13 protein-coding genes and 1 pseudogene are annotated in these 11,984 nt (G+C 39.6%); 10 read left to right on the forward strand and 4 right to left on the reverse strand.

Annotated elements, in window-relative coordinates; genetic code table 11:
• The first annotated feature begins 124 nt into the window (after nucleotides 1–124).
• The 3 genes from HNQ82_RS02190 to HNQ82_RS02200 are packed head-to-tail and all read left to right on the forward strand — an operon-like array spanning nucleotide 125 to nucleotide 4,031.
• Nucleotides 125–1,717, forward strand: a complete 1,593-nt coding sequence (locus tag HNQ82_RS02190; RefSeq protein ID WP_183246765.1) for a spore germination protein — start codon at nucleotides 125–127, stop codon at nucleotides 1,715–1,717.
• Complete coding sequence (locus HNQ82_RS02195; protein WP_425486232.1) at nucleotides 1,713–2,909, forward strand: Ger(x)C family spore germination protein; 1,197 nt, start codon at nucleotides 1,713–1,715, stop codon at nucleotides 2,907–2,909. The genes HNQ82_RS02190 and HNQ82_RS02195 overlap by 5 nt, the downstream gene beginning before the upstream one ends.
• A gap of 15 nt (nucleotides 2,910–2,924) precedes the next feature.
• A complete protein-coding gene (locus tag HNQ82_RS02200) occupies nucleotides 2,925–4,031 on the forward strand; it encodes a GerAB/ArcD/ProY family transporter (protein WP_183246767.1) in 1,107 nt (368 codons plus the stop codon).
• 9 nt (nucleotides 4,032–4,040) lie between these two features.
• On the opposite strand, the gene HNQ82_RS02205 is transcribed toward HNQ82_RS02200, so the two are convergent.
• Together HNQ82_RS02205 and HNQ82_RS02210 are read right to left on the reverse strand one after the other, a co-directional pair.
• Nucleotides 4,041–4,871: an aldo/keto reductase gene (locus tag HNQ82_RS02205; protein ID WP_183246769.1), complete on the reverse strand. Its 831-nt coding sequence runs from the start codon at nucleotides 4,869–4,871 to the stop codon at nucleotides 4,041–4,043.
• A gap of 84 nt (nucleotides 4,872–4,955) precedes the next feature.
• Nucleotides 4,956–5,660: a polysaccharide deacetylase family protein gene (locus tag HNQ82_RS02210; RefSeq protein ID WP_183246771.1), complete on the reverse strand. Its 705-nt coding sequence runs from the start codon at nucleotides 5,658–5,660 to the stop codon at nucleotides 4,956–4,958.
• Nucleotides 5,661–5,771: 111 nt separating this feature from the next.
• Between HNQ82_RS02210 and HNQ82_RS02215 the strand changes: the two genes are divergently transcribed.
• From HNQ82_RS02215 to HNQ82_RS02230, 4 genes are all read left to right on the forward strand, one after another.
• Entirely contained in the window at nucleotides 5,772–6,650 is an 879-nt protein-coding gene (locus tag HNQ82_RS02215; RefSeq protein ID WP_183246772.1) for an amidase, read from the forward strand.
• On the forward strand, nucleotides 6,643–7,224 hold the full coding sequence (locus tag HNQ82_RS02220; RefSeq protein ID WP_183246774.1) for a Uma2 family endonuclease: 582 nt from the start codon (nucleotides 6,643–6,645) through the stop codon (nucleotides 7,222–7,224). Before HNQ82_RS02215 ends, HNQ82_RS02220 begins: the two co-directional genes overlap by 8 nt.
• A 23-nt stretch (nucleotides 7,225–7,247) precedes the next feature.
• A complete protein-coding gene (locus HNQ82_RS02225; protein WP_183246776.1) occupies nucleotides 7,248–8,738 on the forward strand; it encodes a glycoside hydrolase family 32 protein in 1,491 nt (496 codons plus the stop codon).
• Nucleotides 8,739–8,838: 100 nt separating this feature from the next.
• Nucleotides 8,839–9,561, forward strand: a complete 723-nt coding sequence (locus HNQ82_RS02230) for a TspO/MBR family protein (RefSeq protein WP_183246778.1) — start codon at nucleotides 8,839–8,841, stop codon at nucleotides 9,559–9,561.
• A gap of 24 nt (nucleotides 9,562–9,585) precedes the next feature.
• Here the strand turns inward: HNQ82_RS02230 and HNQ82_RS02235 are convergent, their stop codons facing one another.
• Entirely contained in the window at nucleotides 9,586–9,867 is a 282-nt protein-coding gene (locus tag HNQ82_RS02235; protein ID WP_183246780.1) for a hypothetical protein, read from the reverse strand.
• A 558-nt stretch (nucleotides 9,868–10,425) separates the two neighbouring features.
• Here HNQ82_RS02235 and HNQ82_RS14505 point away from each other — a divergent pair.
• From HNQ82_RS14505 to HNQ82_RS02250, 3 genes are all read left to right on the forward strand, one after another.
• Nucleotides 10,426–10,716 carry a hypothetical protein gene (locus tag HNQ82_RS14505; RefSeq protein WP_246348814.1) on the forward strand — a complete coding sequence of 97 codons (291 nt, stop codon included), beginning with the start codon at nucleotides 10,426–10,428 and terminating at the stop codon, nucleotides 10,714–10,716.
• 99 nt (nucleotides 10,717–10,815) lie between these two features.
• Nucleotides 10,816–11,163, forward strand: coding sequence for a hypothetical protein (locus HNQ82_RS02245; RefSeq protein WP_183246782.1), 348 nt, complete (start codon nucleotides 10,816–10,818; stop codon nucleotides 11,161–11,163).
• 11 nt (nucleotides 11,164–11,174) lie between these two features.
• Nucleotides 11,175–11,459, forward strand: a complete 285-nt coding sequence (locus HNQ82_RS02250; RefSeq protein WP_183246784.1) for a hypothetical protein — start codon at nucleotides 11,175–11,177, stop codon at nucleotides 11,457–11,459.
• Nucleotides 11,460–11,579: 120 nt separating this feature from the next.
• On the opposite strand, the pseudogene HNQ82_RS02255 reads toward HNQ82_RS02250, so the two are convergent.
• A pseudogene (locus HNQ82_RS02255) lies at nucleotides 11,580–11,899 on the reverse strand (IS701 family transposase); the annotation flags it as partial.
• Nucleotides 11,900–11,984: the final 85 nt, after the last annotated feature.

Here is an 11,984-nt window from a genome sequence, read left to right on the forward strand (position 1 = left end):
TCATCTCCATAAATATCTTTTTTGGACTAGCGTGCAACTTTTTGACGTGTTTTATTCCTTTTCGCATAACATATGTATTTATTGCTTATTCTAACCATAAGCGATAGTGAATGGAGAGAGGCGAATGTGGTTACGGTTGAGAAATCAGAACAAAAAGCAAGCATATCCATGTGATAAAGTAGCGCAAGAAGGAATATATGGGACGATTGAGCGAGATTTACACGCAAATATAGAAAAGATACGTAATATAACGGGGAATAGTGCAGATATTGTCATTCGCCGTTTTTGGCTTGGGAAAGAAGACAATCTTTCGTCAGCTCTCTGTTTTGTTAGTGGAATGGTTGATGAAAATATGGTTCAGCAATTGTTCATTGAAGCCAGTGTACAACTGTCTTTTCCTTCAATGTGTTGTGATCAATTAGAATATATTGAGAAAAAGATCGCTACAGCCAATACAACGAGACGTGTGAAACAATGGAATGACGTATTTTCCTTGCTCATGTCTGGGGAAAGCATTTTATTTATTCACGGTATGCAAGAGGCAATTAGTATAGCGGTAAAAGGTGGAGAGTACCGTGCTATTACAGAACCGAGCACACAATTATCTATCCGTGGACCACGCGAAGGGTTTACAGAATCACTAACAACAAATGTAGCCATGGTGCGACGACGTATTCAACATCCACATGTATGGGTAGAAGCCATTACAGTTGGTGAGGTGACACACACAAACGTACGTATAATGTATATGAAAGGAATTGCGGATGACAACATTGTCGAAGAAGTACGTAGCAGACTGCAACGCATCTGTATGGACGGTGTACTAGAATCCGGTTATATTGAACAATTCATTGAAGATGAAACGTTTACGACGTTTCCAACCATTTATCATACAGAACGTCCGGATAGTGTTGCAGCCAATTTATTAGAAGGACGTGTTGCTATTTTTGTAGAAGGTACGCCTTTTGTTCTTATTGCGCCAGCGGTGTTTATTCAATTTTTTCAAGCGGTTGAAGATTATTATGCACGTTTTGATATTGCAACAGCACTTCGTTTTTTACGCATACTCGTATTTTTCATCTCGCTTGTTGCACCGTCTCTGTATATTGCAGCGACGACATTTCATCAAGAAATGATTCCGACTTCTCTCGTTATTGCGATTGCTGCACAACGTGAATCTGTTCCGTTCCCTGCGTTTGTAGAGGCCGTTATTATGGAAGTAACGTTTGAAATTTTACGCGAGGCTGGAGTGCGGTTGCCTCGAACTGTTGGGCAAGCTGTATCGATTGTTGGCGCACTAGTCATTGGACAAGCAGCGGTCGAAGCGGGATTTGTTTCTTCAGTCATGGTTATTGTTGTATCTATTACAGCAATCGCTAGTTTTGCTACACCATCATTTGCTATTGCAGTTTCCGCGCGTCTCATTCGTTTTTTGTTAATGGTGTTAGCTGCGTTATTTGGTTTTTACGGTATTTTAATTGGATTAATTTGGATGACTATTCATTTATGTAGTCTTCGTTCGTTTGGTGTACCGTATATGACGCCGCTCGCTCCGCTTATTCCAACGAATTTACGTGATACGTTCGTACGTTTTCCTTTATGGGCATTAACTGATCGACCACATGGGATTGCAGAAGAAACAAATATCGTTCGTCAAGGGGACGAACAACGTCCGAAGCCTAATCAGGAAATGAGGAGAGAAGGGGATGAAAATTAAACGATATCCTTTTCTTATTTTTATGTTGTTCATATGTATGCTACTTTTCGGATGTTGGAGTAAAAAGGAGTTAAGGGATTTAGCATTAATTATTGCAGTTGGTATAGATAAAAAGGATGGAAAGTATATATCGACGTTTCAAGTCGTCAATCCTGGGAACGTAGCAGGGGCGACGCAAAGAGGAGGGGGAAGTACGGGGCTTCCTGTAGCTTTATATACCTCAACAGGCGATACGTTAGTGGAGGCGAGTCGGAAAGCGTCGAAGCAAATATCCCGCATTCCATACTACGCTCATACGAATCTTGTTGTGGTTGGGGAAGAACTTGCGAAGGAAGGAATTCAGCAAATTTTTGATGTTGTTGAGCGTAATCCGCAATTTCGCCCAACAGCAAATATTGTGATTGCTCGTAAGCAAACAGCAAAGCAATTGTTATCTGTGCTCACGCCAGTCGATAAAATCCCAGCAAATCAAATGATTAAAACGTTAGAATTAACAGAAATGATGTGGGGAGAAAATGTTGGCACTCGTTTACGAGAAGTAATTGAAAGTTTTTCGCTTGCTGGAAAGGAAGTCATCATGAGCAGCTTTCATGTAGACGGAAATCGAAAGCATAGCGACGATCAAGAAAATGTTCGTACGATGGAGCCTACTGCACGTCTTCGAGCTAGTGAATTAGCCATTTTTAAAAGAGGAAAGCTTGTCGGATGGATTGGAAAAGAAGACGCGCGAGGAGTATTATGGATTCTCGATAAAATTAAACAGACAGTCGTCACAGTTGATTGGAAAGAAGAAAAAGAAGCATTGTCTTATAAAGTAGTGCGGGCAAAAACAAAAGTGACAGCACAATTAAGAAATGGGAAGCCTATCATATTTGTTACAGTTGCAACAGAAGGAGATATTGGTGAAACATTTGTTGCGATTGACTTTACCGATCCGAAACAAATCGTTGCACTCGAAAAGGTGATGCAACAAGAGATTAAAGCAGAAATTGAAAAAGCGGTACATGTTGCTCAAAAGAAAAAAAGCGATATTTTCGGATTCGGAGAAGTTGTTCATCGTACATATCCAAAAGAATGGAAGAAGATGAAAAAAATGTGGAATGATAAATATTTCCCGAAATTAGATGTTCAAGTAAAGGTGGAATCATTTATTCGAAGAACAGGATTGCGAACTCGTTCATATATTCAGTGAAAAGGCGGTGAGAAAGTGGAGAGAGCGCGTATAAGTGCGCGACAGCTATTTATGCTTGCCATTTTATTTGAACATGGTAGCGCGATGGTTATTCCACTTGGGGTGGATGCGAAACAAGATGTTTGGCTTGCCATTTTATGCGGTATGGTTTTCGGTGTTGGATTGTTATTTGTCTACTATCGCCTTTTCACGTACTATCCGAATCTCCCTTTTACATCGTATAGTCAGCGCATTGTCGGTCCCTTCTTTGGAAAAGTACTTGCGCTCATATATGTGCTTTATTTTTTATATATTTCTGCTCGTGTATTGCGTGATTTTGGAGAGCTGTTATTAACGTTTGCGTACCCTGAAACACCTTTGTTTATTTTAAATGCGGTCATGATGTTGACTGTGATGTATGCTGTATATAAAGGGATTGAAGTGATCGCACGAGCGAGTCAATTATTTTTCTTTTCCCTTTATTGGATACTTATGTTAGGTTTCGTGCTGATTATTATCGCAGGAGAGATAGATGTTCGTCGCTTACAACCAATATTAGAAGAGGGATGGCCGCGCATTTTTCATGTTGTATTTACGCAAACATTATATGTTCCGTTTGGAGAACTTGTTGTTTTTACAATGATTTTTCCTTATTTACGAAAGGAAGAAAAAGTGTGGAAGGCAGGGTTTCTTGCATTATTGTTAAGTGGCATAAATTTAGCAATGATTATGGGGATGAATGTAGCTGCATTAGGCGCAGATATTGTTTCACGTTCAACTTTTCCACTACTAAATACGATTCAAGAAATTCGCGTGGCAAATTTTTTAGAACGGTTAGATGTACTATTTATGATTGCATTAATTGTCGGCGGATTTTTCAAAGTCGGCGTCTTTTTTTACGCAGGAGTTATCGGCGTGGCTGACTTATTTGCGCTTAAACAATATCAACGTCTTGTTTATCCGCTAGGCATTTCAGTCTTGTTTTTGTCTCTTGCCATTGCAAGCAATTTTGCTGAACATATTAAAGAAGGGCTTCGAATCGTTACAATTTATATGCATGTTCCTCTTCAAATGATCATTCCTATCTTCCTTCTTTTGATCGCAATGGTTAAGCATCAAAAAAAAGAAAGAAAGGGGCGATGAATTGCCCCTTTAAAAATCAAAATGATCTGGATCTGGACCGATGCGGTGGTTTTCGTTTAGCGCATCAATCGCATCCATCTCATCTTTCGTTAATGCAAAGTCAAAAATGTTTGCGTTTTGCGCGATTCGTTGAGGTGTGACAGACTTTGGAATAGTAACGACTTCATGTTGCAAGTCCCAGCGCAAAATGACTTGGGCTGGAGTTTTATTATATTTTTGTGCAATGCTTACAAGCGTTGGCTCGTTTAACCATTCACCGCCACGCATAAGTGGTGACCATGCTTCTAATTGAATGTCGTGTTGTTTACAAAAGGAAAGAAGCGGTTTTTGTGTTAAACGTGGATGAAACTCGACTTGGTTGACCATCGGTTTAATCTCACAATCAGCAAGGATATCTTCTAAATGATGGATTTGGAAGTTGCTAACCCCGATTGCACGTACAAAACCGTCTTTATACAACTTTTCAAGCGCCTTGTACGTTTCTTTATATTTTCCTTTGACAGGCCAATGTACTAAGTACAAATCAATATAATCAAAGCCAAGTTTTTTTAGGCTTGTGTCAAATGCTTTTAGTGTCGCCTCATACCCTTGATCACTATTCCATACTTTTGTTGTGACAAAAATTTGATGGCGTGGAATGCCTGATTCACGAATCGCCTGACCGACACCTTTTTCGTTTTCGTAATATGCAGCTGTATCAATGTGACGATAGCCAACTTCAAGCGCTGTGCGAACAGCTCTGTTTACTTCGTCTCCTTCTTGTACTTTATAAACGCCTAATCCAAGCCATGGCATGCGAACTCCATTATGTAATGTGGCACCATCTTGTAAACTTTTCATCACTTTGCCCCTTTCCAATATTTGTCCCTTTTATTATGAGATGGATGGGCTGAAAAATCAAAATATATGCTTACATGAAAGGTGCTACAAGTTCAAATGGCGATAGTTTGGATGGTGTTTTAACAGTTCCGAGACAGTGACAAACGTATATCCTTTTTCTTTTAAAATCGGCAAAATTTCTTTTAATGCTTGAACCGTTTGTTTTCGACTGCCGCTTCCATGGTCGTGAAATAAAATAATTTGCCCAGGTTGAATATGGCTAATGACACGGCGCACGATGCGGCTTGTTCCAGGGTTTTGCCAGTCATACGTGTCTTGATGTTTTGACCACATCACGACGGTATATCCTCGTTGTTTAGCAATGTCAATAATACGTTTATTGTAGTAGCCGAGCGGGGGACGAAACAATGTCGGTCGCTTTCCTGTTATTTGATATATGACATCTTCGCTTTTTTTTATTTCTTCTTCAATCGTTTGCTTTGATTTGCCTCGAAAATCGAGATGTTTATACGTATGATTGGCAATTTCATGTCCTTCGTCCATTTGTCGTTTAATAATATCAGCATATTTTTCCGCTCGAAATCCAACGACAAAAAAAGTCGCTTTTGCGTCATACTGCTTTAAAATCGTTAAAATGTCAGGCGTATATAACATATCCGGTCCATCATCAAACGTAATAGCGACCATTTTTTCATCGGTCGGAACGTTCCAAACAATATCGTCATTCATTCGCTGAACAGGTGTTGTCGCCATAACGAATAAAGACAAAAATAAGAAAAATGCATTCATTTTTCATCCCCACTTTTTTTATATATCATGTGAAAAAAGTCGTTTCGTCATTCTCTTTTCTATGCAAAACATAGTAAAATAAAGATAATCGATATGTGGGAAGGGATATAGATGAAAAAAGTGATCAGTATGATTACATTTTTATTTGTACTTGTTGTAGGGGGGGTGTATTTGTTCGCACAAGAAAAACAGCTCGTGCGCGCCACATGGCTTTGGAATCCGTGGCTGCTCGTGAAAAATGAAGAGCGCATCTTTTCATTTTTAGAAAAGAAGCAAATAAGCGATGTGTACGTGCAAATGGATGAAGAAGTTTCAATGGAGGTATATCGCCAATTTGTTCGACATGCAACGGAAAAAGGGATCCGTGTTTATGTACTAGATGGAGCGCCGCATTGGATTGAAACGAACGAAGGAATGGAGCGTTTATTCCAATGGATTGACCAATATGAAAGCGCTGCCGAACAAAATGAAAAGTTTAGCGGTGTTCATTTAGACGTTGAACCGTACTTGCATGAACGTTGGCGTACGAATCGAGAAGAAGCAATCGTTTCGTATCAAACACTTTTACAACGTGCACGGCAACTCGCAAGCGAACGATCGCTACGTTTTGAAGTTGATATCCCGTTTTGGTTTGATGAAGTACAATACGTAAACGGTAACCTAGCGGAATGGGTGATTGCACATACAGACGGTGTGACGATCATGGCGTATCGCGATGAAGCAAAGGCAATTATTAACATTGTAAAGAAAGAAATGAACCTTGCGAAAAAGTACAACAAATCAATTGTCATAGGTGTGGAAACAGGACAAGTTGAGGAGGGGGATCACGTTTCATTTGCTGAAGAGAGCGAAACGTATATGAATGAACAATTAGCGATTGTTCAGCAACATTATGCTCGCACAAAAAGTTTTTCTGGCATTGCGGTGCATCATTTAGAACAATGGATGAATAGGAACGGAAAAACAAGTGAAGGTGAGATGGATGAGTGAGCATGAAGAAAAACAACTATATACACTTGCTGAGTTTTTTGAGCTTGTCGGGGAACGACGAATGGAGTTGTACGAAGGAACTCCTGTGCTCATGATCCCAGCTTCATACGAACATGAAGGAGTTGTAGCCAATTTAATTGGGGAAATGACATTTGCATTAAAAGGTAGCCCTTGTTTTGTGTTTGGAAGTAATTTACAAGTTGTGTTTCTTTTCCAAGATGAGCAAAAAGGAAAGGAAAATGTAACAGTGTTGCCGGACATCTCAGTTGTTTGTGAGAAAGAGAAATTGCGCAATAAGCGCTGTTATGGCGCCCCAGCTCTTGTCGTCGAAGTTCTCTCTCCAAGCACCGCAAGAAACGACCGATTATTGAAGCGCTATTACTATGAAAAAGCGGGGGTAAAGGAATATTGGATTGTTGATTATCAACATAAGGCGATTGAAAAATATGTTCTTCAAAACGATCGTTTGCAACTAGAAGAAGTATATGACGATCAAAACGATCATTTTGTCTCCACTTTATTTCCGAACATAAAGTTCTCTACACATCATATTTTTTCATTTCTTGATATATAAACAAAAGAGAAAGGAGCAAATGTATGTCGAAACATACGAAGCACATTCATGAAGTAGAAACACGAGTACAGCTTGCCAAACAAAACATGGACTGCACGTACCGGCTAGCATATCATATTATGGCTCCGGTAAACTGGATGAATGATCCAAACGGGTTGATTCAATGGAATGGGGAGTACCACGTATTTTATCAGTTCCATCCCGACAGTCCAACGTGGGGGCCGATGCATTGGGGGCATGTGAAAAGTAAAGACCTTGTACATTGGGAACGTGTACCGGTTGCGCTTGCGCCGAGCGAATGGTACGACGAAGGCGGCTGTTTTTCAGGAAGTGCAGTCAATGACAATGGCGTGCTCACGCTCATTTACACCGGAAATGTCTGGATGAACGAGGAACAAACGGAGTTGAAGCAATACCAATGCATTGCGACAAGCAAAGACGGCATTCATTTTGAAAAGGACGAAGCGAACCCTGTTTTAGCTGAGCCTCCGTTTGATTGCCAAGGCCATATTCGCGACCCGAAAGTGTGGAAACGCGGCGATAATTGGTACATGGTGCTTGGGACAAGAGAGGGGAATAACGGAAAAGTTGTTTTATATAAGTCGAAAGATCTGCGTCATTGGGAATATGTAAATATCATGGCTGAAAGCGATGGTAGCTTAGGCTATATGTGGGAGTGCCCAGACGTCTTTCATTTGAACGGCAAAGATATATTGCTGTTTTCCCCGCAAGGGATCGAACCAGACGGCGATCGTTTTCAAAACCTTCATCAAACAGGCTACGTCGTTGGTACGCTTAATGATGAAACAGGAAAACTCGTGCACGGAGCGTTTGAAGAGCTCGATAAAGGATTTGATTTTTACGCGGCGCAAACGTTTGAAGATGAAAACGGACGGCGCATTTTGTTCGGCTGGATGGATATGTGGGAGTCTTTTATGCCGACGCAAGCACATGGTTGGGCAGGGGCGTTGACGATTCCTCGTCTTTTGGAATTAGCGGATGATGAGAAACTATTGATGAAGCCAGTGCCGGAATTGCAGTTATTACGCGAAGAGCACGTGCGGGTGGAATCGATTTCAGTAAACGACGGAACGTACACACTTCCAGTAAAAGGCGATCGATTAGAATTGCTCGTTCGTTTTTCGTTAGCCGATTTTCAAGGGAACGCGTTTGGTGTAAAAGTGCGCTGTGCGGAGGACGGAAGTGAAGAAACGGTTTTCCGCTATGACGTAAAAGACGCTCTCGTCACATTTGACCGAAACCGGTCCGGAAAAGGGGAGGGAGGCATTCGTCGTGCCATATTGGATAAGCAAGAAGACATCGTCACGTTCCATGTCTTTATTGACCGTTCTTCTGTTGAGTTATTCGTTAACAACGGTCGGCTTGTGATGACAGGGAGAGTATATCCATCTGAAACGAGCCAAGGGATTGAACTATTTGCAGAAGGTGGAAAATTGACGGTGCTTTCTGTTGAAGCGTGGACGTTGAAAGATATATGGGGTGAGCGAGTGTAAAAGAGGCGGGACAAAAACCGTCTCTTTTTGTTATAAACGGTTATCGTGTCCATATAAAAGGAATAATATAAATGATAAAGAAAAGAGTTGGAGGATAGCGATGGGGCGACTTATTGGTTATGTTATAGCGTATGTCGTGATGGTGTTTGTTAATGTGATAGCTGAGTGGCTTCCGTTAAACGGTCAGACGACAGGAGACATATCGCGTAAAGTTAACGTCTTGTTTACACCTGCAGGGTACGTATTTTCGATTTGGGGCTTTATTTATGTGCTATTAGCGATTTGGATTTTTAGACAAATCCCAACTTCTCGTCGCCATTTACCTATGTACCGCCAAGCGTTTATTCCTTTTGTCGCTAGCTGTATGCTTAATGCGTTATGGATTGTTGTATGGCATTATGAATATTTTCTTTTTTCTGTTATTGTGATGCTTCTTCTTCTTTTGACACTTATTTCGTTGTATATGGCTGTTAAACGTACGAATTCAACAAGTCTTGATTTGCTCCCATTTTCTGTGTATCTCAGTTGGATTAGCGTTGCGACAATTGCAAACATTTCCTTTGTTTTAAAATACAATGGTTGGGACGGACTCGGGTTACCTGAAGTATTTTGGGCGATTGCGATGTTACTTGTTGCAACAACTTTAGCTCTTCTCTTCATGGTTCGGCAACACGATTACATATATCCACTTGTATTTGTTTGGGCGTTTGTTGGAATTGGCGTGAAAAATCAAGGTGCTGCGTCACTTGTCGCATACGTTTCATTTTTGTTGGCAGGAGTCATATTAATTAGCACAGCATCTTTATACAAAGAAAAAACATAATCGTCCACCTTTGTCGTGGGCGATTTATACATATTTGCTGATCGCTTCGTTGAACTGTTTTTGCATATCTTTATCATGCAACAGTTTTTTGTAATTTGTTCTTGAATATAAATAGGTAGAAATGTTCGGATCTTGTAACAAACGCTTTACAGTGTTTTTGTCGAACGATTTTTGTGTTTCAATAATTCTTGTTTTTTGCATATGTTTCAATCTTCGTTTTGCTATGAGGTAATCAAACTGACCTAACAGCAAAAAATTTAACAATCCTCCTACAAATTCAAAACACATCGTGACTAGTGTTTCCACTTCCTCCTCCGTCCCTTTGTTATTTTTGATATATCACTTAAATTTTACCTTTTTTTCTGTGAAAATAAAGGGTTCATGAACGGTTATTTTCATGCTTGGGTGGCGAGAAAAACTTCCTCATGGGTGTTTTATTATAATATATTTACAGACGAAAAAAAATAAGGATAGAATTTTATTGTGAATATTGCGACGATTGGATGTGTTTGTTGTGAAATTGTATTTACCTTTTTTAAGGGAGATTGAGGTAAAGTTCAAGGAAAGTTCTTGTCGTATCGAGTCGACTGATGGTTTTTTTGATTTAAGTCATGTAATAGAAAAGGGGGAGGAAGAAGTATTAAGTATTTCCTTTAGGAAGCAAAAAATTCTTGAAATAAGTACCAACCTATTAGCAAAAATGAATGAGTATTTTCAGGATACTCGCCTAGTGAAATGCTTAACATGCATGGGGGTGGAAAAAAATCATCAAGGAGTGCTTTTTCCATTACAACCAACAAGTGATTTTAGCGTTTATGATCGGGAATTATGTGTGTTTATAGAATTTCTTTATGTAAAAAAGATATGCCTGTTGTCATCGTTATTGAGCAAAATAATACAATGGTATACGGTAATATAGACGTTATACCGGCTGGAAAGGGTGGAGGTTATCAAAGAACTTTTGCACATGTTATTTTATTTGAACACAATCAGCTCTTAGAGCATGTTCAAAAAGCGAATGAATATAAATTTTTCGTGTATTTGTTAAATGGTAGGAAGCTGGCTGAGGGTGCTTTTCGTATAAGACGGGAAAAGCTTTCATATGGTAAGAAGTATTTTAATTCTTATAGCTATCATTTTGATCAAAAAACATAAGAGATACTGTTTGGATTTTTCTTAATTCAAGATAAATAAATGTACAGCTATTCATTACTTATCACTACATTTTATTTCTAGTGGAAAGGATGGTTAGCAATGTCTACATGGAATAGAATTGAATCAGGAATTAAACAAGGATTAAAGGATGTAGCGGCTTCGTATGGAATTGATTGGAGTGGTGCTGCTAATACTGCTAGTAAGGTAGGTCCGGCTGTTGGGGGAGGGATTAAGGGAGCTAAAAATGCACGAGCAGAAGTAGAAATGCGTATTTCTAAAGCAGAAACACGATTAGAAGTTGGAAGGATCGAAAAAGCAGCAACACAAATGGTAGCCAAAGGAGTAGCTAAAGGAGCGATTAAAGCGATAGGAATATGGGGCTTCATACCTGACATAGCCATATTTGCGAATGGTTTTAGAAAAGGGTACTCAGCTGCAGGCAACTAGGAGGGCTTATAGTGGGAGCTTACGAAATAAACGGAATTTTCCTCGTAATCTTTATCTATTGGCAACTATTTTATGCTGTTAAGAAAAAGGATACTAGTCATATTGTTTATGTTGTTGTTCCTATATTATTAATGTTTATCTTTATTTACACAACTCTTTTTGATTTCATTCATCCTTATCTACGTATTGGAATTGTTGTTATTGTATATGTGTTGCTTATTTTAGTTGGTTTTAGAAATACAAAGAGGAAAATTAAAGATGAAATCGAAAGAAAATTTGGAAAAAATGATACGTAACTTGTCATGCTTAATTAAGTGCCAGGCACATGTCGAACGGGGCGTCCAATAGTGTAACAATCTACTGATTGGACAGCTCCTTTTTTATTGGAGTCATCGACACCTAAGCGAGCCGCTACCCGTATCATCGATCGAAACAAAAAGGGGTGATTGTTCTGTTTAGCTATGCGTTCGACACGATGAAGCACCCACTTCTGGAGTTGGCGAAACAATGTTTCTTCATCACACGGACTTTTCGTGAAAAAATGGCTCAGTGTTGTGCGATGGTTCGGATGAAAGCTCCCATGATGAAGATCGGTCAGCGTTCCTGAAAAGCCCTTTGTCATCATCGCATCCACAATGTGCGCGAGATGCTTCATGACCGGTTTTGAAAAATAAAGTGGTAACCTCAGCATCGTCAAAAACTTGTGAATTCCTTGATGATGTGCTAATCGATTCATGAGACATGAACCTCCTTGTCGATAGTTGTGGATACATCTATTCTAAACAAGGAATCGGGTTCATGTTTCCTTTTTGTTTCAATGT

The sequence above is a fragment of the Anoxybacillus tengchongensis genome, from assembly GCF_014201585.1.
Taxonomy (GTDB): domain Bacteria; phylum Bacillota; class Bacilli; order Bacillales; family Anoxybacillaceae; genus Anoxybacillus; species Anoxybacillus tengchongensis.

Coding starts and splice junctions, on each gene's coding strand:
- HNQ82_RS02225 (WP_183246776.1), top strand. CDS start 7,248: ATGTCGAAACATACGAAGCACATTCATGAAGTAGAAACACGAGTACAG.
- HNQ82_RS02245 (WP_183246782.1), top strand. CDS start 10,816: ATGTCTACATGGAATAGAATTGAATCAGGAATTAAACAAGGATTAAAG.
- HNQ82_RS02215 (WP_183246772.1), top strand. CDS start 5,772: ATGAAAAAAGTGATCAGTATGATTACATTTTTATTTGTACTTGTTGTA.
- HNQ82_RS02190 (WP_183246765.1), top strand. CDS start 125: ATGTGGTTACGGTTGAGAAATCAGAACAAAAAGCAAGCATATCCATGT.
- HNQ82_RS02230 (WP_183246778.1), top strand. CDS start 8,839: ATGGGGCGACTTATTGGTTATGTTATAGCGTATGTCGTGATGGTGTTT.
- HNQ82_RS14505 (WP_246348814.1), top strand. CDS start 10,426: ATGCCTGTTGTCATCGTTATTGAGCAAAATAATACAATGGTATACGGT.
- HNQ82_RS02205 (WP_183246769.1), bottom strand. CDS start 4,871: ATGAAAAGTTTACAAGATGGTGCCACATTACATAATGGAGTTCGCATG.
- HNQ82_RS02220 (WP_183246774.1), top strand. CDS start 6,643: ATGAGTGAGCATGAAGAAAAACAACTATATACACTTGCTGAGTTTTTT.
- HNQ82_RS02210 (WP_183246771.1), bottom strand. CDS start 5,660: ATGAATGCATTTTTCTTATTTTTGTCTTTATTCGTTATGGCGACAACA.